The 22,803-nt window shown below is 74.4% G+C and carries 23 protein-coding genes; 9 read left to right on the top strand and 14 right to left on the bottom strand.

What is annotated here, in order from left to right; all coding sequences use genetic code 11:
* Nucleotides 1-22: 22 nt before the first annotated feature.
* The 3 genes from HGB44_RS14585 to HGB44_RS14575 are packed head-to-tail and all read right to left on the bottom strand — an operon-like array spanning nucleotide 23 to nucleotide 3,056.
* Nucleotides 23-688 carry an aspartate/glutamate racemase family protein gene (locus tag HGB44_RS14585; protein WP_061078798.1) on the bottom strand — a complete coding sequence of 222 codons (666 nt, stop codon included), beginning with the start codon at nucleotides 686-688 and terminating at the stop codon, nucleotides 23-25.
* Nucleotides 685-1,392 carry an AroM family protein gene (locus tag HGB44_RS14580; RefSeq protein WP_061078797.1) on the bottom strand — a complete coding sequence of 236 codons (708 nt, stop codon included), beginning with the start codon at nucleotides 1,390-1,392 and terminating at the stop codon, nucleotides 685-687. The genes HGB44_RS14585 and HGB44_RS14580 overlap by 4 nt, the downstream gene beginning before the upstream one ends.
* Nucleotides 1,393-1,406: 14 nt before the next feature.
* On the bottom strand, nucleotides 1,407-3,056 hold the full coding sequence (locus tag HGB44_RS14575; protein ID WP_061078796.1) for an OPT/YSL family transporter: 1,650 nt from the start codon (nucleotides 3,054-3,056) through the stop codon (nucleotides 1,407-1,409).
* A gap of 215 nt (nucleotides 3,057-3,271) precedes the next feature.
* On the opposite strand from HGB44_RS14575, the gene HGB44_RS14570 reads away from it, so the two are divergent.
* From HGB44_RS14570 to HGB44_RS14550, 5 genes are all read left to right on the top strand, one after another.
* Entirely contained in the window at nucleotides 3,272-4,123 is an 852-nt protein-coding gene (locus HGB44_RS14570; RefSeq protein WP_061078795.1) for an IclR family transcriptional regulator, read from the top strand.
* Nucleotides 4,124-4,132: 9 nt separating this feature from the next.
* A complete protein-coding gene (pepE, locus tag HGB44_RS14565; protein ID WP_061078794.1) occupies nucleotides 4,133-4,891 on the top strand; it encodes a dipeptidase PepE in 759 nt (252 codons plus the stop codon).
* A gap of 393 nt (nucleotides 4,892-5,284) precedes the next feature.
* The gene (locus tag HGB44_RS14560; protein WP_061078793.1) at nucleotides 5,285-5,959 is read left to right on the top strand and encodes a TetR/AcrR family transcriptional regulator; all 675 of its coding nucleotides are present in this window, start codon (nucleotides 5,285-5,287) and stop codon (nucleotides 5,957-5,959) included.
* Entirely contained in the window at nucleotides 5,956-6,873 is a 918-nt protein-coding gene (locus HGB44_RS14555) for an ABC transporter ATP-binding protein (RefSeq protein ID WP_061078792.1), read from the top strand. The genes HGB44_RS14560 and HGB44_RS14555 overlap by 4 nt, the downstream gene beginning before the upstream one ends.
* On the top strand, nucleotides 6,870-8,501 hold the full coding sequence (locus HGB44_RS14550) for an antibiotic ABC transporter (protein WP_061078791.1): 1,632 nt from the start codon (nucleotides 6,870-6,872) through the stop codon (nucleotides 8,499-8,501). Before HGB44_RS14555 ends, HGB44_RS14550 begins: the two co-directional genes overlap by 4 nt.
* A 112-nt stretch (nucleotides 8,502-8,613) precedes the next feature.
* On the opposite strand, the gene HGB44_RS14545 is transcribed toward HGB44_RS14550, so the two are convergent.
* Genes HGB44_RS14545 through HGB44_RS14535 form a run of 3 tightly spaced genes read right to left on the bottom strand, consistent with a single transcriptional unit; the run spans nucleotide 8,614 to nucleotide 11,692 of the window.
* The gene (locus tag HGB44_RS14545; RefSeq protein ID WP_061078790.1) at nucleotides 8,614-10,155 is read right to left on the bottom strand and encodes a fluoroquinolone export ABC transporter permease subunit; all 1,542 of its coding nucleotides are present in this window, start codon (nucleotides 10,153-10,155) and stop codon (nucleotides 8,614-8,616) included.
* Nucleotides 10,152-11,006: an ABC transporter ATP-binding protein gene (locus HGB44_RS14540; protein ID WP_061078789.1), complete on the bottom strand. Its 855-nt coding sequence runs from the start codon at nucleotides 11,004-11,006 to the stop codon at nucleotides 10,152-10,154. Before HGB44_RS14540 ends, HGB44_RS14545 begins: the two co-directional genes overlap by 4 nt.
* 8 nt (nucleotides 11,007-11,014) lie before the next feature.
* Nucleotides 11,015-11,692 (bottom strand): TetR/AcrR family transcriptional regulator, encoded by a 678-nt coding sequence (locus HGB44_RS14535; protein WP_061078788.1) that lies wholly within the window; start codon nucleotides 11,690-11,692, stop codon nucleotides 11,015-11,017.
* Nucleotides 11,693-11,933: 241 nt separating this feature from the next.
* Here HGB44_RS14535 and HGB44_RS31935 point away from each other — a divergent pair, with 241 nt between their 5' ends.
* A complete protein-coding gene (locus HGB44_RS31935) occupies nucleotides 11,934-12,287 on the top strand; it encodes a hypothetical protein (protein WP_231972248.1) in 354 nt (117 codons plus the stop codon).
* Here HGB44_RS31935 and HGB44_RS14525 read toward each other — a convergent pair.
* The 3 genes from HGB44_RS14525 to HGB44_RS14515 all read right to left on the bottom strand — a co-directional run bounded on the left by HGB44_RS14525 (nucleotide 12,257) and on the right by HGB44_RS14515 (nucleotide 14,280).
* Nucleotides 12,257-12,727, bottom strand: a complete 471-nt coding sequence (locus HGB44_RS14525) for an NUDIX domain-containing protein (protein WP_061078787.1) — start codon at nucleotides 12,725-12,727, stop codon at nucleotides 12,257-12,259. The two genes, HGB44_RS31935 and HGB44_RS14525, sit on opposite strands and share 31 nt — an antisense overlap.
* Nucleotides 12,728-12,871: 144 nt before the next feature.
* Nucleotides 12,872-13,246: a DUF427 domain-containing protein gene (locus tag HGB44_RS14520; protein ID WP_061078786.1), complete on the bottom strand. Its 375-nt coding sequence runs from the start codon at nucleotides 13,244-13,246 to the stop codon at nucleotides 12,872-12,874.
* A gap of 140 nt (nucleotides 13,247-13,386) precedes the next feature.
* Nucleotides 13,387-14,280 (bottom strand): LysR family transcriptional regulator, encoded by an 894-nt coding sequence (locus tag HGB44_RS14515; RefSeq protein WP_061078785.1) that lies wholly within the window; start codon nucleotides 14,278-14,280, stop codon nucleotides 13,387-13,389.
* A 128-nt stretch (nucleotides 14,281-14,408) separates the two neighbouring features.
* Here HGB44_RS14515 and HGB44_RS14510 point away from each other — a divergent pair, with 128 nt between their 5' ends.
* Entirely contained in the window at nucleotides 14,409-15,635 is a 1,227-nt protein-coding gene (locus tag HGB44_RS14510) for an MFS transporter (protein ID WP_231972246.1), read from the top strand.
* 136 nt (nucleotides 15,636-15,771) lie between these two features.
* Here HGB44_RS14510 and HGB44_RS14505 read toward each other — a convergent pair whose 3' ends face one another.
* Complete coding sequence (locus tag HGB44_RS14505; protein ID WP_061078848.1) at nucleotides 15,772-16,284, bottom strand: TetR/AcrR family transcriptional regulator; 513 nt, start codon at nucleotides 16,282-16,284, stop codon at nucleotides 15,772-15,774.
* 120 nt (nucleotides 16,285-16,404) lie between these two features.
* The gene (locus HGB44_RS14500) at nucleotides 16,405-17,652 is read right to left on the bottom strand and encodes an MFS transporter (RefSeq protein WP_061078784.1); all 1,248 of its coding nucleotides are present in this window, start codon (nucleotides 17,650-17,652) and stop codon (nucleotides 16,405-16,407) included.
* Nucleotides 17,653-18,162: 510 nt separating this feature from the next.
* Between HGB44_RS14500 and HGB44_RS14495 the strand changes: the two genes are divergently transcribed.
* Nucleotides 18,163-18,405: a PLDc N-terminal domain-containing protein gene (locus HGB44_RS14495; protein WP_061078783.1), complete on the top strand. Its 243-nt coding sequence runs from the start codon at nucleotides 18,163-18,165 to the stop codon at nucleotides 18,403-18,405.
* A gap of 145 nt (nucleotides 18,406-18,550) precedes the next feature.
* Here the strand turns inward: HGB44_RS14495 and HGB44_RS14490 are convergent, their stop codons facing one another.
* Both HGB44_RS14490 and HGB44_RS14485 read right to left on the bottom strand, forming a co-directional pair.
* Complete coding sequence (locus HGB44_RS14490; RefSeq protein ID WP_168444020.1) at nucleotides 18,551-18,787, bottom strand: hypothetical protein; 237 nt, start codon at nucleotides 18,785-18,787, stop codon at nucleotides 18,551-18,553.
* Nucleotides 18,788-18,983: 196 nt separating this feature from the next.
* On the bottom strand, nucleotides 18,984-20,249 hold the full coding sequence (locus HGB44_RS14485) for a DUF418 domain-containing protein (protein WP_061078781.1): 1,266 nt from the start codon (nucleotides 20,247-20,249) through the stop codon (nucleotides 18,984-18,986).
* Nucleotides 20,250-20,586: 337 nt separating this feature from the next.
* On the opposite strand from HGB44_RS14485, the gene HGB44_RS14480 reads away from it, so the two are divergent.
* Nucleotides 20,587-21,780 carry a sensor histidine kinase gene (locus HGB44_RS14480; protein WP_061078847.1) on the top strand — a complete coding sequence of 398 codons (1,194 nt, stop codon included), beginning with the start codon at nucleotides 20,587-20,589 and terminating at the stop codon, nucleotides 21,778-21,780.
* 84 nt (nucleotides 21,781-21,864) lie between these two features.
* Here the strand turns inward: HGB44_RS14480 and HGB44_RS14475 are convergent, their stop codons facing one another.
* Nucleotides 21,865-22,773, bottom strand: a complete 909-nt coding sequence (locus HGB44_RS14475; RefSeq protein WP_061078780.1) for a LysR substrate-binding domain-containing protein — start codon at nucleotides 22,771-22,773, stop codon at nucleotides 21,865-21,867.
* Between the last annotated feature and the right edge of the window lie 30 nt (nucleotides 22,774-22,803).

Raw genomic sequence — 22,803 nt, 5'->3', positions numbered from 1 at the left:
CCGTGTTGTCGCGGTTTCGGACTCAGCCCCGGGCCGCGCCCTCCGCCGCGCCCTCCGCCGCGCGCACGGCGGCGCGCGCCCCGGCGCGGACGGCGTCCACGACGGGGACGCCGACCCGGTCGGTGAGGCGGGCGGCCAGGCCGATGGTGGTCATGCCGGTGCAGGCGAACATCAGGGTGTCCGCGCCCATGGCGACCAGGCGTTCGGCGGCCCGGACCGAGGCGGCCAGGCCCGCGTCGGTGCGCAGGTCGTGGGTCCGGCGCACGCCCTCGGGCACGAGCGCGGCGACGAGGGCGGACCCGAGCACGGAGGTGACCGAGTCCGGGGTGCGGGTGGTCAGGTCCAGGACGCCGACCTTCGAGCCCAGTTCCAGGGCCCGGCGGGCCGCGGCCTCCCCCGCGCCGACGACGGGAACGCCGACCGCGGCGCGGGCCCGGGCCAGACCCGGGTCGGCGGCGCAGCTGACGAGCAGCGCGTCGACGCCGTCCTCGCGTTCCATGCCCGCGGCCAGGTCGGCGACCTTGGCCGAGGCGAGCGTGAAGGTCGTGTCGTCGTGCACGCCGTCGGGCTGGTCGGGCAGGCACCGCGAGACGGTGTCCACGCCGAGCTCCCCGCGGATGACGCGGCCGTGCGCGTCGAGCTGCTCCTGGTCGTCGGTGGTGACCACCCGGATGACGCCGATCCTCATACGGCCGCCTCCGTCCGCGCGCCGAGCGAGTCCAGGACCTCCGAGGCCAGGCGCACGCACACCGACCGGGCCAGGACCACCGGAAGGCCCGAGGCCGCGGCCGCGCGGGCGCGCATCCGCTCGGTGTAGCCGACGCAGTCCAGGGCCAGGAGGTCGGCTCCGGCGTCGGCCAGGCGCCGCGCGGCGGCGGCGAGGTCGTCGGAAGTTCCGGTGTAGGGGGAGCACACGTCGGTGAGCACCCGGGACCCGGCGGGCAGGCGGCGGCCGAACTTGGCCTCGGTGTCGCGCCTCTGCTCGGGCAGGGGGCACACGACGCCCAGGCGCCCGGTGTCGCCGAGCAGGGCCGCGGCCCCGAAGGCGATCATCCGGTCGGGCACGAAGAGCGGCTTGGTGTGCTCCAGCTCCGGGAAGGCGCCGGTGCAGGCGAGCAGCACCGCGTCCACCTCGTGTTCCAGGTCGGCGAGCAGTCCCGGCAGGCGCTCCATGACCAGGGACTCGCCCAGGACGACGGAGGTGCCGTCGGCGAGGCGGGTGGTGAGGGCGTGGTCGTCGGGGGCGAGTGGCCGCGCCTCGATCTGGGCGCGGGTGAGGCCGTCCAGGACGCCCCGCTCGACCACGGTGGCCTCGGGCACCAGGGCGGTGATCTCCGGGGTCAGGTCCGTGCGCGGCGCCTGGCCGATGGTGACGACTCCGAGTCGTGTCATGGTTCCTCCCGGGTTCAGCGGCTGAAGATGGTGCCGACGGAGTGGACGGAGTCCCCGGCGATGAGTCCGGCGCCGACCAGGGCGATCTCCTGCTCGCCCTTCTCGCCGCGGCGGCGCTCCCACACCAGGCGGATCGCCAGCCCGGCCAGGACGAGCCATCCTGCGTTGGGCGTGGCCACGAGCAGGCCGGTGGCGAGCAGGACGCCCATCTGGCGCCGGGGGCCGCCCAGGAGCTGCACGATCGCGCCGGGCACGGCCCACAGGGCGAGCTGGAGCAGGACGGAGGGGTCGCTCAGCCCGGCCTTGATGGTGTCGGCGTAGACGATCGAGGTGGGCGGCACGGCACCGTCCTCGAACAGGCCCTGCCAGAGCAGCGCGACCATGCCGATGGCGACGGCGAACCCGATCATGGAGGAGATGAGCTGCTGGCGGCGTCCGTCGAGCTCGTAGGCGGTGTAGGGGCGGCGGTCGCGGCGCAGCACCCACCCGGCCTTGAAGTCGTAGCCCATGTCCGCGAAGGCGGGGCCGGTGGCCGCGCAGTAGCCCACGAGCAGGGCCAGCGGCACCCCGGGGATGCCCAGCGCCAGGCCGAGGATGAGGAAGATGAGGGTGACCGCGAAGGCGGGGAACCAGCCCGCGTGCATGGCGGCCAGGCCGACGATGAGTTCGTGGACCAGGGCGGCCACGGCGGCGAACAGGACGAATCCGAGGATGCCCAGCCAGCTCATGTCCGCCCAGATCCCGCCGGTGACCGCGAGCACGAGGGCGCCGAGGGCGAACAGCACGTAGCCCGAGCCCAGGGCCCGGCCCAGGGTGGCGCGGTCCACCGTGTAGGCCAGGGACGGGTCGTCCTGGGCGGCGCGGTCGCGGGCGGCCTCGCGCTCCCTCTCCCGGCGGCTCTGGCGGCCGGCGAGGATGACCACGATCTGCGCCAGCGCGACCACGCCCGCGCCGATCATGACGCCGTGCGGCACGTAGACGGAGTTGAGGTCGATCCCGATGACCGCCGGGGAGTACTGGGCGACGAGCAGGCCCACGGCGAACATGAGCAGGGCCCAGACGTTGCCGATCATGGCGATGCCCGCCGCCGACATCGGCATGCCCAGGAAGGACGCGCCGAGCCCGACCGCGCCGCCGCCCACCAGGATGGCCGCATGGCGTCCGCCCCGGTCACCCGCCTTGATGGTCTCGGCGGCCGCCACCCCGGGCGGCCAGGCCGCGTCGGCGGGCAGGAACCGGGAGCCGAACGCCTTGTACAGCACGAACACGTCGATGAGCAGGCCCAGGGACGCGCCCAGCAGCATCGGCCACACCAGGTCGGGGCGGCCGAAGAGGAAGGGGATGGCGATCGGGGTGAGCAGGGAGTTCGCCGAGGCGAAGGTCGCGCCGGAGATCGAGGACTGGATGAGGTTCTGCCGGTGGGTGTCGCGCATCGAGCGCAGCCCCAGGAACCCGATTCGGCCGATGAGCATGGCCACGACCGCGCCGATGACGCTGGTGTTGGGCGAGACCCCGAGCGTCGTGATCATGTGAATGCCGATCACCGCCCCGAGGAGGCTCACCAGGACGGTGACGATGACGACGACGGGTTCGAACGCGCGCGGGTGGCGGGCGTTTCCCGGGGTCTGCGGTTCGGTGGACGAACCAGGTGCCGACGGTTCCATGTGTGTCCTTCGGGGATGACTCACGTCCGTCGAGGACGGAGTGTCGCTGGTCAAAGGCCTGCGGTGCGCGGCTGCCGCGTCCTGGCCCGTCACGCCCAGGCTGCCTTCCGTTCACCCGCCGGAGCAAAGGTTTCCCACTATGTGGGAGTTAAGATCACATTTCGATCCCCGGAGCCGGGGTGCCGGTCCCTGCGCTGCACGTAGGGTGGGCTTCCATGTCCACCGGTTCCACGGAACGCACCGGCCCGCTCCAGACGGTCGACCGGGCGCTCGACGTCCTCCTCAGCTTCGACGAGTACCGCACGAGCTGGGGCGTCCTCGAACTCGCCGCCGAGTTCGGCCTGTCGAAGTCGACCGCCCAGCGCCTCCTGGCCTCCCTGGCGGGCAAGGGGTTCCTGCGCGCCGACCCCGACACGCGCCGCTACAGCATGGGCCCCGCCATGTGGCGCATGGCCGGGCTGTGGGAGCGCTCGGGCGGCCTCTCCGTCCTGGCCGAGCCCCTGCTCGCCGATCTGGCCCGCTCCAGCGGCCGCACCTGCCTGTTCTGCGTCCCCGACGGCGCGCACGTGCGCTGCATCGCCGCGGTCGGCGGCTCGGAGGGCCCGCGCCGCTCCCACCCCTTCCTCGACGAGCTCTACCCCGCCCACGCCGGGGCCACCTCCCGGGCCTACTTCGCCTTCCTGGACCCGGCGGAGCGCAGGGCCCTGCTGGCGGGGCGCCCCTCCGCCCGCTTCTCCGACCTCACGCCCTTCGACGAGCAGCAGGTCGAGGAGCTCTTCGACGAGGCCGTCGAGCAGGGCTACGCGCTCTCCCAGGGCGAGTACGACGCCGCGTCCCGCGCGCTGGCCGTCCCCGTGTTCGGCGGCAAGCGCCCGGTCGGCTCCGTGACTCTGGTGGAGAACAAGCACTCCGACCACGACGACGACCTGCTCGACCACCTGGCGCCGCTGCGCGCCGCGGCCGACGGTCTCACCGGGCTGCTGTCCAACCGCCGCCCGGCACCGCCCACGCGCAACTGGAGGCGGGGGCACGGCTCCCGCCCCTCCCCGCGCCCGACCGCTCCCTGAAGGGGGACCATGCCCGAGCTGCTGCTCTTCTCCAACTCGACCAACCACGGCCGGGGCTACCTCGACCACGCCTGGGGGGATGTGGAGGCCTTCCTCGACGGCCGCGACACCGTGGCGTTCGTGCCGTTCGCGGGAGGCGACCACGGCGCCTACACCGCGCGGGTGGCCGAGGCCTTCGCGGCGCGCGGGGTCCGCGTGACGGGGGTCCCGGCGGACGCCGGGGCCGCGCGGGTCCTGGACGAGGCGCAGGCCGTCTTCGTGGGCGGGGGCAACACGTTCCGCCTCGTGGCCGCCCTCCAGCGCACCGGGCTCCTGGAGGACCTGCGCGACCGCGTCCTGGCCGGGCTGCCCTACATGGGGGCGAGCGCGGGCACCAACATCACCGCTCCCACGCTGCGCACCACCAACGACATGCCCATCGTGGAGCCGTCGTCCTTCACCGCGCTGGGCTTCGTCCCGTTCCAGATCAACCCGCACTACCTGGACGCCGACCCCCGGTCCACGCACCAGGGCGAGACCCGTGAGACCCGGCTGACGGAGTTCCTGGAGGCCAACGACGTGGACGTCCTCGGCCTGCGCGAGGGGACGCACCTGCGCGTGCGGGGCGCGGGGTCGGACGTGGTCCGCGCGACCGTGGGCGGCGCCGCGGTGCAGCCGGACGCGCCGGGCCCGGCGATCGTCTTCCGCCGCGGCACGGCCCCCTTCGAGGTGACGGGCGAGGTGACCGACCTGTTCGCGCGCACGCCCCGCTTCGACCAGCCGGTCTAGGGTCCGCGGCGCGGGACCCCGCGAAGGGGTGCGGGGCCCGCGCCGTGCCCGTCGGGCCGGGACGGGGAGACGGCGGTGCCGTCCCCCGTGTCCCGCTCCCGGTCACCGTCGTCCCGCACCCGGTTCCCGCCGCCCCCCCTACGCGATCCCCCGTCCCGTGCACGCCCCTCGCTGTTCCGGGCCCTCCCCACGCCGTCCCGTGTGCGGTCGTGCGGCCGGGAAGCCCCGCGGCCCGCGTCCGGTCCCCTCGCCCCGCGTGCGACCAGTCCGGCCAGGAAGCACCGAGGGCCCTCAGAGCACGGAAGTCACCCGCCTTCACATCAGTCGGTCGGCCCTGGGCAAAAAGTGCTACACGAACGTGTAGTTCGCTACATGAACGTGTAGTCTGACGACATGAGCTCCACACCACCGCCGCCCAACGAGGACCTCACCGGGCGGGCGCGCATCCGCGACGCCGCCCTGGCGGTCTTCGCCGACCGCGGGGTCAAGGGCGCCACCGTCCAGGCCATCGCCGCCGAGGCGGGCGTGTCCACCGGCCTGATCCGCCACCACTTCGGCTCCAAGGAGGGCCTGCGCGCGGCCTGCGACGCGTACGCCATCGGCACCCTGCTCGAACAGGCCCGCAGCAGTCTGGGCGAGGACGCGGCCGCCCCCGGGTTCGGGGCGGCGATGTACCGGGCCAGCCACACCAGCACCCGTTACCTCGCCCGAGCCCTGGTGGAGGGGTCCGACTCGGCCTCGGAGTTCTTCGACACCGGCGCCGACTTCGCCGAGCGCTTCCTCAGCGAGCACTGGCCCGACCGCTATCCGCCGGGAGCACGGATCACACGGGACACCGCCGCGGTCATGGGCGCCATGCACCTGGGAACGCTCGTCCTGCACCTCCACCTGTCCCGCCGCATGGCGGCCGACTCGCTCGATCCCGAGCACGCTCCGCGCGTCGGCGCGGCCATGGCAGGGGTCTACACCGCCATGGCCGACTTCTTCTCCGGCGAGCAGGGACGGCGGATCGCCGACGCCCTCCCCCACCCCGAACCCGACTCCGACCCCCCGGGAGAAGAACCATGACGGACGCGATCCATGTCGCGGGCCTGACCAAGCGCTTCGGGCCCACCAGGGCCCTGGACGGCTTGGACCTGCGCGTACGAACCGGGGAGGTCCACGGCTTCCTCGGGCCCAACGGCGCGGGCAAGACGACGGCGATCCGCGTCCTGCTCGGACTGGCCCGGGCCGACTCCGGCACCGCGCGCCTGCTCGGCGGCGACCCCTGGCGGGACGCCGCCGTCCTGCACCGCCGACTGGCCTACGTCCCGGGCGACGTCGCCCTGTGGCCGGGGCTCTCCGGCGGGGAGGTCCTCGACCTGCTCGGCCGCGTGCGCGGCGGGACCGACCAGCGGCGCCGCGACGCACTCGTGGACCGCTTCGAGCTGGACCTGCGCACCCGGGGCCGCGCCTACTCCAAGGGCAACCGGCAGAAGGTCGTGCTGGTGGCCGCGCTGGCCGCCGACACCGAACTCCTGGTCCTGGACGAGCCCACGTCGGGTCTGGACCCGCTCATGGAGGAGGTCTTCCGCCACGCCGTCGCCGAGGAGAGGGCCCGGGGCCGCACCGTCCTGCTCTCCAGCCACGTTCTGTCCGAGGTGGAGGCGCTCTGCGACCGGGTCAGCATCATCCGGGCCGGACGCACGGTGGAGAGCGGGACCCTGGACGAGCTGCGCCACCTGTCCCGTCTGACCGTGACCGCCGAACTCACCGGGTCCCCCGACGGGCTCGCCGCCCTGCCCGGTGTGCACGACCTGGCGGTGGAGGGCTCACGCGTACGCCTGCACGCCGAACCTTCGGGGCTGGAGCCCCTGTGCGCGCGACTGGCCGGGCTGGGGGTGCGCGACCTGACCGTGCGGCCGCCCACGCTGGAAGAGCTGTTCCTGCGCCACTACACCGCGGTCGAGCGCGGCGGCGAACACCCGGAGCGGGTCCGATGAGCGCGCCCGTCGCCGCACGGCCTCCCCGACCGGCCTTCCCGCTAGCGACCGGGACGCGGCACCTGGCGCGGCTGTCCCTGCGCCGCGACCGGATCCTGGTCGCCGTGTGGCTGACCGCCACGGCCGGTATCGCCCTGGGCGGCGCGGCGGCGGCCGACGCCACCTACCCCACCCCCGAGGCGCGCCAGGAGCGGTGGGAGCAGCTCCAGAGCGTGCCCGTGTTCGTCCTGTTCCAGGGACGGGCCTTCGCCGCGAGCGCCGAGGCCCTGGTCGCCCAGCAGGCGTTCGCCGCCGCCACCATGTGCGCCGCCCTGGGCGCGGTGCTGCTGGTGGTGCGCGGCACCCGCGCCGAGGAGGCCTCGGGCCGGAGCGAACTGCTCGGGGGCGCGCCGCTGGGCAGGCACGCGGATCTGGCGGCCGCGCTCACCGTGGTACTGGCCTCGGCGGCCGTACTGGCGGCCGTCGTCGCGGCGGGCCTGCTCGCCCTGGGGCTGCCCGTGGCGGGCTCGGTGGCGCTGGCCCTGGTCACCGCCGCCGCGGCGGGGGTGGGCGCGGGCCTGGCCGCCGTCGCGGTGCAGTGCACCACCCGCCCGGGGACCGCGGCGGGGCTGGCTCTGGGCGCGTTCTACGCCATGCACATGGTGCGCGGCACGGGCGCCATGGCGGGCGGGGACGCCCTGTGGCTGACGTGGGCGGTGCCCAACGGATGGCTGGAGAACGTGCGCCCCTTCGCCGACGAGCGGTGGTGGGCCCTGCTCCCGGTCCTGGCCTGGATCGCGCTGACCGTCGTGGCCGCGTTCGCCCTCGCCGGTCGGCGCGACCTGGGATCCGCCCTGCTCTCCCGGCGGGGCGGCCCCGTGCGGGCGGCCGTGTGGCTGCGGTCGGTGCCCGCCCTGGTCTGGCGGCTGCACCGCGGCTCCGTGCTGGTGTGGACGGCCGCCCTCGCGGTCATGGGGCTGGTGATGGGCCGCACCGGCGCGGAGGCCATGGCCGAGTACGCCGACATGCCGTGGGTGCGCGCGATGGCCGCCGAACTGGGCGTGGCGCCCGCCGACACCTTCTTCGTCTACGTCGTCTTCGCCTTCGTGTTCCCCGTCGCGGCCCACGCCGTGCTCACCGCCCTGCGCGTGCGCACCGAGGAGAACGCCGGAACGGGAGAGCTGCTGCTCGCCGGGCCGACCGGCCGGACGGCCTGGGCGCTGGCGCACGCCGCGGCGGCCTTCGCCGCGCCCGTGGTCCTGCTGGCCGCCCTGGGCGCGGCCGTGGGCCTGGGCGCGGGTCTGGGCGGCGAGCGGGTGTGGGCCGACGTCGGGCGCTTCACCGCGCTGACGCTGTCCCTGGCCCCGGCCGTGTGGGTGGTCGTGGCCGTCACCCTCCTGGCCTACGGGACGGTTCCGCGCGCGTGCGCGGCGGTGGGCTGGGGGTTCCTGTCCGTCGGGATCCTGACCGAGATCGCCGTGAAGGTGAGCCTGGTGCCCGATGTGGTGTTCGTACTGGTCTCGCCCTTCGCCCACGTCAATCCGTACTACCGGGAGACCCCGGCCGCCTACGCGCTGCTGACGGCGCTGGCCGCGGTGCTCACCGCTGTCGGGCTGTGGGCGCTGCGCCGCCGCGACCTGCCCTCCTGAACGGAACCGGATGGCCTCTCCCCCGGCCCCGGGAGGTCCCGGGGCCGAAGGACGGCGTCCCCTGCCCGCGGTCTCGCCGCGGGCAGGGGACGCTCTCCGGCCGCGCGTTCGCCTACGCGCCCTCGATCCGCCGCAGGGTGCGCCGCAGGAAGAACGCCAGCGCGGCGGCGGCGACCAGGATCCCGCCCGCCAGGCACAGCCACGGTCCCAGCGGTCCGGCGTCGTAGCCGGGCAGGGCCAGGGCGGGCCAGGACGGCGGGAGCGGCAGCAGCAGGAGGTTCCAGGGCGCGGGCAGGGCCCATGCCGCCACGGGGGTCAGGACCAGGAACGCGCCGATGCCCTTGACCACGACCAGGGCCTCCACCTTGTTGGCCGCCAGAGCCGTCATGGACGTCGTCAGCAGGGGTGCCTGCAGGGCCGCGAGCACGAGGGCGACCCCGACCGGCGCGGACCACCCGGAGGCCATGAGCCCGCTCAGCGGGAGTGCCGCGGCGAGCCCGGCCAGGGACAGGGCGGTGACCAGGGCCGTCCGGTAGCCGAGGTAGGCGGGCACGGACACGGGCGAGGCGCGCAGCACGAGCAGGACGTTCTCGTCGGAGTCCTCGACGGCGCGCAGGCCGCCGACCACCCCGAACATCATGGGCACGTGCAGCAGGACCAGCGCCGCCAGGACCACGGGGGTGTGCGGTGCGAGGTCGAACCCGTAGGAGCCGAGGACGAACTCCGAGGCCGCCGGGAAGGCGAAGCGGATGACCAGCGCCAGCAGCACCGGTGCGCCGAGCATGAGCAGCAGCAGGGGGTCGCGCCCCGTACCGAAGAGGTCGACGCGGGCGAAGCGCGCGATCGCCGGGAGGCCGCCGCGTCCGGTGACCGGCCGGACGGGTCCGGTCGCGCCCTGGCCGTTCGCGCCCCTGACGTTCGCCCGCCGCCGGGGCTCGGGGGCCGCTCCGCGCTCGACCGCGCGGGAGGCGGCGACCACCCCGGCCGCCGCCCACGCCGTCGCGTAGACGGTGCCCGCGGCCAGAGCGGCGGGGGACGCGTCGAGGGAGCCGGGCGCGGTTCCCATGCGGATGAGGTCGGCGCCGACGGTGGTCGGGACCGCGTACAGGAGCGGGTGCTCCAGGATCCCGCTGACGTGCACGAGGGGGACCAGGACCAGCGGCGCGACGGTGAGCGGGGCCGCCAGGAGGAAGCCCGACAGGTCCCGGGCGCGGGCGCCCACCGCCAGGCACACGGTGAGCAGCAGCAGGCAGGTCAGCGCCACCCCGCCCAGGACCGGCGGCAGCGCCTGCGCGAGGTCGGCGAACCGGCCCCGCAGCGCCGCCGCGAGCATCGGCACGGCGATGAGCAGCGTCAGCGCGGTGAGCACCGCGAGCCGGGCCGCCACCCCCTCCCCCGCGCGCAGCGGGGTGACCGTCAGCGCCGAACGCGTTCCCTCGGTGCGTTCGAAGAGCAGCAGGGCCGCGGCGAAGAGCGCGCCGAAGCCCGCCGTGTCGAGGAAGAGCAGGTAGGCCGCCACCGTCCCGGCCGCGTCGGCGGGGACCGCGAGCAGAACCGGGGTCCACACGGCGCAGAGGGCGGCGGCCACGGGAACGATGCCGTAGCGCAGCCCGATCCGCGACTCCAGCGCGGCGGCCGCGAGCAGGCGGTTCACAGCCTCTCCCGGGTGACCGTCGCGAAGACCTCGTCCAGCGAGGCCTCGCGGGTGTGCAGCGTCTCCACCTCGCCCCGCCCCAGCAGCGCCAGGAGTTCGGAGTCCTCGGCCAGGGCCTCCATCGGCATCTCCCTTGGCGCCTGTCCGCGCACCCGGGCCACGAGCCCGGGTCGGCCGTGGCGGAGCTTGAAGTCGCGCGGTGTGTCCACGGCGGCGATCCGCCCCCCGGCCACGAAGGCGACCCGGTCGCACAGCAGGTCGGCGGTGACCATGTCGTGCGTGGTGAGGAAGACCGTGCACCCCCGGTCGGCCGCCTCCCGGATGACCTCCCGCAGCAGGGCGGAGCGCACCGGGTCCTGGCCCGAGGTGGGCTCGTCCAGGAAGAGGAGCTCGGGTCTGTTGACCAGCGCCCGGGCCAGGTTGAGCCGCATGCGCATGCCCTTGGACAGGTCGTCGACCCTGCGGTCGGCCGCGTCGGCCAGGTCCACCCGGGCCAGGAGTTCGCCGGGGTCCTCGACGGGTCCGCGGTACAGGGAGGCGAAGGCGGCGAGGTTCTCGCGGGCGGTGAGCTTGCCGAACCCGGCCGGGAGCTCGAAGCCCACGCCCACGCGCTCGAAGTAGTCCGCGCCCCGGTCGCGCAGCGGCTGCCCGAGGACGCGCACCTCGCCCTCGTAGCGGCGCAGCAGCCGGGTGAGCACCTTCTGGGTCGTGGACTTTCCGGCGCCGCTGGGGCCGAGGAACCCGAAGACCTCGCCGCGGGCCACGGAGAAGCTCATCCCCGCGACCGCGGGCCGGTCGGCGTTCGGGTAGCGGACCAAGAGGTCCTCGACGGTGATGACCTGGTCGGTCATGGGGGTCCTCAGGATCGGTGGCGGGTGGGTGAGAGTGCGCGCAGGGCCAGGAAGGCCCGGTCGACGAGTACGGGGAGTTCGTCCTGTCCGCCCGAGTCGACCCAGGCGACGACGGCCTCCGACAGCGCCGCCGAGCAGGCGGCGGCGACGGCCCTGGTCTCCAGGTCGGGTTGGGTCCCGGGCGAGGGCGGAGCGGGGGCAGGGGCCTCGGGGCCGGGCGGGTCCGGGTCCGGCTCGGTTCCGGGCGGGGCCAGACCGGGGGCCTCACCCCGGGCCGGGGCCAGACCGCGTTCGAAGGCGGTGCTCGCCGAGGCCAGGTTCTCTCCGACGCGTGAGCGCAGGGCCGGGATGGACAGCAGGAGGCTGGCCCGGGCGAACAGCGCCTCCCGGCCGTGCTCGTAGACCTGGCCGAGTCCGACCAGGGTGGCCCGGTGGATCCGCTCGACGGCCGGGAGCGTGTCGGGCTGCTCGCGGACCAGCTCCTCCAGCATCGGGTCGTACTCGTCCCGCAGGACCACGTCCTCCTTGGAGGGGAAGCAGCGGAAGAACGTCATGTGAGAGACGCCCGCCTCACGGGCGATCTGGGCGACCGTGGTCGCCTCGTAGCCCTGCCGCTCGAACAGGCGCAGGGCGGCCTCCTGGATGGCGGCCCTGTTGCGCTGCCTGCGGCGCGTGCGCTGGTCCATGTCCGCCCCTCCCCGACCGGCCCCGGCACAAGAAGTGTTACTCGCTAACACGAGTTCGTCAACCTCTGCCGTGACGGCCCAGAGCCCCGAGGAGCCGCGGGGCCGCCCAGCGGAGAGAACGCGCGCATGGGCGTGTCCAGAACACTGGTGGCGTCCGACGACATGCGCGCCCACCCCGTCGGCCGCTGGATTCGGCTCTGCGGCGACCCGGGACGCACGGGGGCGAGCCCCCGCCCTGCGCATGCCGGTGGACCACCTGCTGTTCATGGAGCGCGAACCGCAGGCGCGGGACAGGTACCAGCGGCTTCCGGAGGAACGCCGGGCGTGGTCCCCCGCCGGGGTCACGGGCGTGTTCCGACAGCTGGTCCCGGACGGCGGCCACGGGCACGGCACGGCCTCCGTCCACGCCGAGTTCGCACACTGGCGCGGCTGGCCGGAACCCGACCGCGTCCTGGACGCCCGAGCCTCGACGCCCACACGTGCGCGCAGCGCCGCCGCCAGACCCACAGCCGTCCGGTGCGGACCGTCTTCGTCCACACTCCTCGCCTCCCCGCCGGGAGGGGTCTACGGGACGGGCTCGCCGTTCTCCAGGTAGAGCGTCGTGCCCTCCTGGCGGGCGCGTACGGCCTGGGTGACCCTGCGCACCAGCGGAGGGATCGTGACCTGCGCGATCGCTCCCACGTCGTGGAACCCGAATCCGGTGAGCTCGCCCGGGTCGAGGACGATCCGGTCCAGCCACTGCTGGTCCAGCACTCCCCCGTCGAAGACGAACAGCTGCTTGTCGCCCTCGGCACGCGTGGGCGCCCAGTCCACCGCCAGGAGGCGTCCGATCGGCGGAACGATCCCCAGCTCCTCCTTCACCTCGCGCGCCGCGGCCCGGCTCGGCGTCTCCCCGCGCTCCATGTAGCCGCCGGGGATCTCCATGTGGTCCTTGTAGGAGGGGACCACCAGCATCACCCGGCCGAGGTGGTCGAAGAACAGGGCGCCGGCGGCGACCCGGGGGCGGGCGAAGGACGCCGTGGGATCAGAGGCCATGCCCCGACACTAACGGCTCCGGGGCGACCGCACCCCGCCGCTCCGGGCCTCCTCGGGCGGGTCGGGCCCACCCGTGCCGCCGAGCGGACGGACCGGTGCCGGTCAGCGGCCGCGTTGCGTCGCCGGGGTGCGGTCTCCGCCCGTTCAGGACTCGACGGTGACCCGGACCTTGTCCGGCTGGAAGGCGACGTGCCCGGCGATCTCCGCGACCGCCGGGTAGGGCTCCTCGTACGCCCACACCGCGTCGACCAGCTCCTCACCCTCCCCGACCGCGAGGGTGCGGTAGGTGGCGGTCCCCTTGTAGGGGCAGTGGGTCGTGGTCGGGCTCGGCCGCAGAACTCCGGGGTCCACGTCGGCGAGCGGAACGTAGTGGACCGGCGGGTAGGCGGCCTCCCGCAGCACCAGCGCGGCCTCGGTGTCGGCGACGACCCGGTCCCCGACCCGCGCGACGACGCGCGCGCCGGAGGGTTCGACGGTGATGGGGTGGTCGGGTCCTGGTGTCCTGCCCTGTCCTGTCATGGTGGTCCTCCCTCTCCCCGCCGAGGCTACTCCGCGCCCGAGGGGGCCCGCGGGTCGGCGACACGCCCCTCCCCCGCGGAACCCGGGCACCGCGGAGGCGGTCGTCCCCGGGCCAGGCGATCGTCCGTCCGTCTCCGGGGTCAGGCGGCCGTCTCGGCCAGCACGGCGGCGAAGGCCGCCAGCCGCGTCCCCCGGGACGCGGTCCGCCAGACCAGCCCCAGCTCCGACGCGGCCAGCCCGGTGACCGGCACGTAGGTCACGTCCGGCCGCCGGTTGTACTCGGCGGCCGCTCCGCACACCAGCAGGGCGCCCCGACCCGCCGCGACCAGCGACAACCCCTCCTGGAGCGTGCCCGCCCCTCCCTCCTGGGGGATGGGCGCGCCGCCCGGGGTCACACGGGGCGAGTTGACGTGCCGCCAGTACGCGGGCGCCTTCCCGGCCAGCGGGACCAGCCGCACACGGGCCAGCTCCTCCGCGCCGATCCCGTCCCGCCCGGCGAACGGGTGGGCGCTGGACAGGGCCAGGGTCTGCGGCTGCCGGGAGAAGGTCAGGCCCAGGGTCAGGTCTGGTTCCCGCACGGGCGTCAGGACCACGGCCGCGTCCACCCCGCCCTCCCGCACCGCGCCGAAGGGGTCGGCCAGCGGGATCTCCACCAGGTCGACCGCGACCAGCGGGTTGCGCCGCCCGAACACGGTGAGCGCCCGTGCCAGCGGCTCGTAGACGGCCCCCTGGAACCCGATCCGCACCCGTTCGACCGTGGAGCGCGCCCGGGTTCGGGCGTCCTCGAACACGCTGACCAGCGCGCCGTAGGACGGGCGCAGGGTCTCCAGGAAGTCGGCGCCGAACTCGCTCAGCCGGACGCGGCGGCTGGTGCGCTCCACCAGGCGTGCGCCGACCCGGCCCTCCAGCGAGCGGATCAGCTGGCTGACCCGGCTCTGGGAGACGCGGAGGCGTTCGCCGGTACGGCCGAAATGGAGCTCCTCGGCCAGCACCAGGAAGCACTCGATCTCGTGGAAGTCGATCTCACGCGCCACGGCCGCCCCCCTTCCGGCGTCGGTGCCCGGGCGCCGCGGCCGCGGACTCCGGGATCGATGAGCCCGGCTGATCGAAGTATGAGGGATTCGCCGTTGTTCGGCGACCGGGAGGGCACTTGACTCTGAGCATGTCCACGACCCCGTCACCACAGGCCTCATCGCCGCAGGTCCCGCCACCGCGGACCCCGCCGCCCCTGTCCTCCCCCGTCCGGGGGTGGTCCGCCGTCGTCGCGGTGGCCCTCGGCACCTTCACCGTCGTCACCACCGAGATGCTGCCCGTCGGGCTGCTGACCCCCATGGGCGCCTCCCTGGAGGTCACGGAGGGCACCGCCGGTCTGACCCTGACCGTCACCGGCCTGGTGGCGGCGGCCACCGCGCCCTTCGTCCCGACCCTCATCGGCCGCGCCGACCGCAAGGTCGTCCTCGTGGCGCTCATGCTCCTGCTCGCCGCCGCCAACCTGTTGTCGGCCTGGGCGCCGGACTTCACCGTCATGGTCACGGCCCGCGTGCTCGTCGGTCTGGGCATGGGCGGCGTCTGGGCGCTGGCGGCGGGGCTCGCGCCCCGGCTGGTGCCCGAGCGGTCGGTGGGGTCGGCGACCTCCACCGTCTTCAGCGGGATCGCCGTCGCCTCGGTGTTCGGCGTCCCGGTGGGCGCCTACATCGGGGCCCTGGCCGACTGGCGCGCCGCCTTCGTGTCGTTCGCGGTGCTGGCCCTGCTCGTCGCGGCCGCCATGGTCGTACTGCTGCCGCGCCTGCCCTCCGAGCGGGCGGCCCGCCTGAGCGGGGTGACCGGCCTGCTGCGCAACCCCCGGGTGGCCACCGGCCTGCTCCTGGCGGTGCTGCTGGTGACCGGCCACTTCGCCGCCTACACCTACGTCCGCCCCGTCCTGGAGACGACGGCGGGCGTCAGTGCGGGGCTCGTCGGCACGATGCTGCTGGTCTACGGCCTGGCCGGCGTCGTCGGCAACTTCGCCTCGGGCCCGCGCGCCGTCCGGGCCCCGCGCGCCACCCTCGTGGTGCTCGGCGCGGCCCTGGGCGGATCGGTGTTCCTCCTCCCCTGGATCGGCGTCACGGTCCTGGGTGCCGGGGTGCTCATGGCCGTGTGGGGCCTGGCCTACGGCGGGGTGTCCGTCAGCGCCCAGACCTGGATGATGCGCGCGGCCCCCGAGAAGCGCGAGGCCGTCTCATCGCTGTTCGTCGGCGTGTTCAACGGCAGCATCGCGCTCGGCGCGCTGGTGGGCGGTCTGGTCCTGGACGGCGCGGGCGGCACCGCGCTCCTGTGGCTAGCCGCCGCGCTGGCCCTGGGCGCGCTCGCCACGGCCCTCCTGGGCCGGGCGCCCGCGCGGACGTCCTGAGCCCTCCCTCCTCCCGGACGGGTGCGCCCGGCAGCCGCGCCCGCATCCGGGCCCCGTCCCGCTCTTCGGCACACGGCCGCCCCGGCCGAAGCGGAGTCTCCGCCCCGGCCGGGGCCGGGCCGGGGCGGCCCCGGGGTCACGCCTGCTCAGGGGTCCGGGGCGCGTGCGGAAGGACGTCCTCCAGCAGGGCCGCGAACTCGTCGGCGTCGGGTTTGGTGTCGCTGAGCAGGGTGTGCAGGAGGATGCCGTCGATGACCGCCGCCACGTTCCGGACCCGCACGGGATCGTCGGTGTAGCACCGTGCGAAGGCCGAGACCGCGGCCAGCCAGCGGTCCGTGGCCCCGCGCAGGTGGGGCTGGCGGGCGGCCAGCAGGAACAGCTCGTACTCGGCCAGCAGGCGGCCCGGGTCGGCGGCGACCTTGGACAACAACTCGGCCAGGTCGCGTCGGCGGTCGCCGCCCGAGGACATGCGGCGCATCCGCTCGGAGTCCTCGTCCATCACACTGGTCAGGGCCTCGGTCAGCAGGTCTCCCAGACCGGTGAAGTAGTAGGTGGTCGCGGAGGTGGGCACCCCCGCCTCCTGGGAGACCGTGCGGTGGCTGACCCCGGCGACCCCGTCGCGTTCGATGACGCGCAGGGTGGCCTCGATCAGGGCCTGGCGGCGCTGCTCGCCCTTCAGGCGGCGTCCGTCCGAGTGTTTCAACGCTTCTCCTCCGGTTCGGGACGGGTGTGCCGCGGGGCGGAGGCCGGTGCGGGCCCCGGAACCCGCTCACCCGGCGGCACCGGCCGCCTCCCCCTCAGCGGCCTGCTCCTCCTGCGCCTGCCTGGTCCGCTCCTGGACCCGGCCCAGGAGCGGGGCGAACGCCAGGGCCAGGACCAGGGCGAGGGCGCCGGCCGCGACCGCGACGAGGAAGCCGCCCGTGGCGCCGCTCTCCTCCACCGCCAGACCCGAGGAGAAGGTGCCGATCGCGGTACCGATGGTCAGACCGGTCAGGGCCCAGGTCATGCCCTCCGTCAGCCTGGACGGCGGGACGGTCCGCTCGATCAGCGTCATCACCAGGATCATCGTGGGGGCGAAGAAGATCCCCGCGAAGAACACGGCCACGGACAGGGTCCAGATGCTACCGACCACAAGGAGGGGAAGGGTGGTCGCGAACGTGCCGGCCACGGCCACGATCAGCATCCTGTGGAGCCGCCAGGGCAGGTTCAGCACTCCGAAGGTCAGACCGGAGATCGCCGACCCCAGCGCGTAGGCCGACAGCACGACGCCGGTGGCGCTGGTCACGCCGAGCGACTCCGCGAAGGCCACCGCGACCACGTCGACCGCGCCGACGATCACGCCTCCCGCGAGCAGGGTCAGGACCAGGACCAGGAGGGTGCCGCTGAACGCGGTCGCGCCCTTGTCCCCCTGCTGCTCGGCGGCCCGGAGCGGCGGCTCCGTACCGCGCTGGGCCACGAACAGGGTGACGCCCAGGGCCAGGAAGGCGGCGGCGGCCAGCGGACCGGCCTGAGCGAAGGCCATGGTGCTCAGCGCCACCGACAGCGCCGGGCCGGTGATGAAGGTGAGTTCGTCGGCCACGGACTCGAAGGAGTAGGCGGTGTGCAGCCGGGGCGAGCCGCGCAGCAACTCGGTCCAGCGCGCGCGGGACATCGCGGACATGTTCGGCATGGCCCCGGCGGGGACCGCGAACGCGAAGAGTGCCCAGTACGGCGCGTCGAACCGCACGCACAGCAGCATCAGGAGCAGGGACGCGACGCTGACGGCGGCAGCGGGGGGCAGGACGCGGCGCTGGCCGTGGCGGTCGGCCAGACGCGAGACCTGCGGCGTGATCAGTGCCATGGACAGGGTGAAGGTGGCGGCAACGGCGCCTGCCAGGGCGTAGCTGCCGTGGGTGGTGGACAGCATCGTGATGATGCCGACGTTGGTCATGGCCACGGGCATGCGCCCGATGAGCCCGGCGGCGGTGAAGCCCTTGGCTCCACGCACCGCGAAGATCCGCGCGTACGGATTGGGCATGACGGAGGGGTCCTTCCGCGTGTACGGGATTCGTGGCCGGGGAGCACCCCGCCAAGAAACTGGGACGTCCGTCCCAATTTCTACCCGGCGCCGCCGGAACGCAAGCCGAAGTGACGCACGGCACATGACCGCGCACTGCCGCGCGACTGCGCGGCTCCGCTCTGGAGGGCCGTGAACACCCGGACCCGACCCCATCCCCCGAACGGCACGGTCACGCCGACCGCGGAGGGCGGCGGCACCGTGTCACGGGACCGGGAGGCACCGACGAAAGTCGGTCGGCGCACCGACCAAAGCGACGCCGGGCCCCCGGGACGCACCGCCTTAGGAGCCGCCCCGGTGGGTTCCCCAGGTGGATGCGCTCCCGCAGGTCACGCCCCTAGTCTGGTGTTCGTCCCCGCGGGGGCGCCCGGTCGGCCCGCACCGACGGACCGCCGGGAGCCCGTCCGCCCGCGGATCCGCCGCGGCCGGACGGGGACACGACGCCCGACCCGGACCTCGAAAGGGAACGACATGCCACTCCTGGCGCTGAACGACTCCGGCCTCCTCGCCACCGGACTCCCCATCCTCCTGCTGATCGGGTTCGTGGTGGTGTCCCTGGTTGCGGTCGTGCTGATCATCGCTGCGGTGTTCAGCATCCTCACGTCGCGGGTGGACGGGGCGATGAAGGTCGTCTGGCTCATCTTCGTCTGCATCGCGCCCCTGATCGGGGCCATCCTGTGGTTCCTCGTCGGGCGCAGCCGCGTTCCCTACTGACCGGCGTCCCCGGCCTCCCGGGAAACGGGAGGCGGGATGCGGAGCGCCCGCGTCTTCCCCACCGGCCGCGGGCCAGGCCCAGGGCGGGGCGGGGCTTCACCCCTCCCCTGGTCCCCGTCCCCGGCGAAGGCGCGACCGTGCCCGGTCACGGGTTCACCGTCCGCCGAGGTGGCGCGAGAGGAAGCGGTCGATGGCGCCGAACATGGTGATCAGGTTCTCCGTCGAAACCCCCGGAGGGGTCGAGGCCCTGGACCCAGACGTTGAGCCGGTCCCTCCACGGCGCCAGGCAGGCGATGCGGGTGCCGTCCGGCGAGATCGTCGCACCGGCGCGCTCCGGCGCACCGCAGAAGTCCTCGACCGGGACCAGGTCGGGCAGCGCCATGTCATCCCTCTCGTCGGTGTCCGGTGACGGGGGCCGCAGACGGGAGGGCCGTGCCCTCGCGTCCGTCCGCGGCGTCGGGTGGACCATGTCTTTCGGTGTTCTCCCGGCCGCGGGGCGCCACCAGTGACACCGCGCCAGGAGGCGGGAGGGGAAGCGTCGTGCCGGGGCGGTGGCACCGTCCCGTCACGGGAGCGCGTCACGGCTTGCGGTAGGTCAGCCTCCGCAGCAGGACCTCCGCCGGTCCGCGCCTGCCCGCGCGGTCGAGCCAGAACGCCGCCGCGACGGTCAGCAGCCAGGTGCCCACCGCCACCAGCACCGCCGACCAGCTGGACAGGTGCACACCCAGGCCCAGTCCCCAGGCGGCCAGGAACGGGGCGAAGGCCACCGACTGGGCGAGGTAGCCGCTCAGGGAGCGCCGCCCCAGGGACACCAGCGCCCGGACCGGCAGGGACCGCCGGGTCCCCCGCGCGGAGAGCCGGTGCGCGATGAGCCCGAAGAGCGCGGCGTAGCCCACCCCGGTGAAGATCCCGGTGTAGAAGTGCACCGAGGAGACCGCCGAGATGTGGGTGGCGTCCAGGACGCCCACGTGCTGGAGGCCCAGCACCGCTCCGGCGGCCCACCCCGTGGAGATGCCCAGGACCGCGACCCGGCGCAGCAGCGTCAGGTGTCGGGCCGGGTCCTCCAGGAACCGGTGCCGCGCCGCGAGCAGGCCGATCAGGAACACCGTCGGCAGGGCCAGGGTGAACAGGCCGGAGAAGAGCCCGAAGAACCAGGCCGGGAGGCGGAACACGGCGGAGAGCAGGTAGCCCGTCTCGGCGATGCTGGCCCTTTGCATGTCGGTCGCCGCGGCCGTGGACACCGCATCCGGCGCCAGGAGGACCGAGGCCACCGAGACGACGGTGACCAGGGCGCCCAGGGCCAGCAGGACGGACAGCCAGATCTTGAGGGTGCGGTCGCTGCGGTTGAGGAACAGCGGCACCATGACGAGCCCGATCAGGCCGTAGGTGCCCAGGATGTCGCCCTGCCACAGCAGGGCGGCGTGCACCGCGCCGAAGACGAGCATCCACAGGTGGCGCCTGCGCAGCAGCCCGTGGGCCTCCTTCCCGCCGGTGCCGCGCGCCCTCTGCCGGCGGTACATCTGCCCGATGCCGTAGGCGAAGAGGAAGCCGAACATCGTGTGCGTCCGGGCGTCCACGACGACGATCGTCATGAACTGCGCGACCCTGTCCGCGAGGTCGCCGTCGACGGGGTGCAGCATGGCCAGGCCGGTGGGCGCCTGGTACAGGAACCACGGCACGTGGGCCAGCGCGATCAGCAGCAGCATCATGCCGCGGGCCAGGTCCGGGGCCAGGGCGCGTTCGGCGACCGGCGTCGAACCCGCCGGGGCCCGGGTGTCGGCGGCGGCTGCGGGCGGGGCTTCGGCGCCGGGGACGGGGGGCGGGCCTTCGCGGTCGGTCGTCATGGTGACGGGCTCCAGAGGGTCTTCGCGGCGATCGGTCTGCGTTCGGGGGACTGGTGTCCATTGCAGCCGTCGTCGCGCTCCGGGGGCAGTGGGACCACGTCACCACCCGGCCGTGACGTTTGTCGGGTCCAGGCCATGACGCGGCGTCACTGGTGCACGCGGCGGAGTCGGAAGGATACTGGGGGCGCACCCGGCGCCCGGGCACGGAGAGCGCCCTCGCGCGGACGCGGCCCCCGGCCGTGTCCGGGGAGGGCGGCACACCCGCGCTCCGCCCGGCCCCAGCCCGGGCACCGCCGCTCCGACGGCGGAGGGACCTGCGCGAGGAGCGTGCGCTGTGGTGGACGCGAACCTGGAGGGGACACTCTTGACGTCCGAGAAGACCGAGGAGACGCAGGGACGGCTGCGCAGGCTCCACGTGGACCTCGTGTCCGGCGCGGTCTCCGCCGTCGGGGCGCTGCTGGTGGCGGTGAACGCCACCGCATGGCAGGACGCGCTCCTCATGGCCGTGAGCCTGGCCGTGACCCTGCTGGTCGTCAGCCGGTGGCACGTGGGCCGCCTCTCCCGAGCCGCGTTCGCCGGCCTGGTCGTCACCGCTGCCCTGTGGCTGCTCGGCATGCTCCTGGTGGACGTCTCCATGCCCGCCTACGGGTTCGCCATCGTGGCCACCGTCATCATCCTCGACCTGCCGCGCCACCAGTGGGCGGCGACGGCGGGGATCGCCGCCTTCGCCGTCGCCGGGCTCACGGCGAAACTGGTGGTGTCGCGCGACGGCGTGGTCGACTTCCTGCTGCAGCACGTGGTCGCCTCGGCGGGCGTCGCCCTGGGAGGGGTCGTGCTCACGATCCTCGCCCACGCGATACACGGCCTCGTCTCGGAGTTGGCGGCGGCGCGTGAGCGCGAGGCGGAGCTGGCCGTGGCCCAGGAGCGGATGCGCTTCGCCAGCGACCTGCACGACATCCAGGGCCACACCCTGCACGTGGTCAAGCTCAAGACCGCGCTGGCCCGCAAACTGGTGCGCGCCGACCCCGACCGGGCCGAGGAGGAACTGGGCGAGATCCAGACCCTGGTGGGCGAGACCATCACCCAGACCCGGGAACTGGCCCACGCCCAGCGGCGCCTGAACCTGTCCGCGGAGCTGGAGAACGCCAAGAACCTCTTCGAGGCCGCCGGCATCGACGTGCGCGTGGACCGCGGGGCCGAGGCGGCCCCGGGCGCGGGCGAGCTGCTGGGCCAGGTCCTGCGCGAGACCACCACCAACATCCTGCGCCACGCCCAGGCCGCGCGGGTGCGCATCACCCTGACCGAGACCGGCATCAGCATCGTCAACGACGGCGCCTCCCAGGAGCCGCCCGCACGGCTACGGGGACTGGCCGCCCTGCGCGAGCGCGTGGCCGACAGCGGCGGCGAACTGACGGTCCACCACGACCAGGGCCGGTTCACCACCGCCGCGGAGTTCCCGCACCTGACCTCCGTGCCGGGTCCGGAGAACACCGCGCGGGGGCGGGCGCTCCGCCCCGGCTCAACCCGGTGAGGCCCCGGGCGGGGGCGTCCGGGGCCGGGGCGCCGCCGTCCGCCGCGAAGGGCTCCCCCCGGTTCCGCCCGACACCTCGGCGGGTCAGACCACGACCTCCCTGCACACGTCGACGAAGGCCTCCATCCGCCGCACCGGTTTGCGCCCGGAGAGCCGCATGACCTCGATCCCGAGCCCCTCGGACCGGATGTCGAGCTCCCTGGTCGCGTAGGGCAGGTCCTCGTAGCTGCGCTCCAGCACGGTGCGCTGGGTGAGCAGGGCGTTGCCCAGGCCGCGGGCCACCAGGGCGCGCACCATCTCGAAGCTCGTGGTGCGAAAGCGCACGTTGGGCGTCAGCCCCGCCCTGTCGAACAGGCCGAGGAAGTAGTCGCCGCCGGGCGGCAGGTCGAAGAGGATCAGCGGCTCGACCGCCAGGTCCGCCAGACTCAGCTCGCCCTTCGCGCTCAGGGGTCCGTCCACCGGGGTGAGCGCGTAGGGGGGATCGGACCGCAGCCACTGCGAGGTCACGCCGACCGCCGGGCGAACGCTCGCCAGCTCGTAGTGGTAGGTGATCGCCAGGTCGATGCGGGAGTTGAGCAGGTCGTCCACGAGGGTCCCGTGGGACGCCTCGACGAACGAGAGCCGCACCTGCGGATACCGGCGCGAGAACTCCGCGATGACCCTGGGCAGCAGGATCGGCGCGATGGTCGCGTAGCAGCCGATGGTGAGGTCCCCCTCGACCTCCTCCCTCTCCCGGCTGGCGGTCTCCCGGAGCTGTTCGAGGCTGGCCCGCACGTCGTCGGCCACGGCCAGGGCGCGCTGCCCCGACGCGGTGGGGCGCATCCCCTTCGGGGAGCGGACGAAGAGGGTGACCCCCAGCGCCGACTCCAGGTCGGTCAACGCCGTCGACACCGTCGACTGCGAGACGAACAGCTCCCGCGCCGCCGCCGTCACCGAACCGAGCCTGGCTATGGCCCTGAGGTACTCCAGCTGCCGCAGGCTCACGTCGCCCATCGGTCCGGCCCTCCTGCCCGAGGTATCGCT

This window comes from Nocardiopsis alborubida, from assembly GCF_012396365.1.
GTDB classification, from domain to species: Bacteria; Actinomycetota; Actinomycetes; order Streptosporangiales; family Streptosporangiaceae; genus Nocardiopsis; species Nocardiopsis alborubida.
This window is presented reverse-complemented; position numbering and strand designations above follow the sequence as displayed.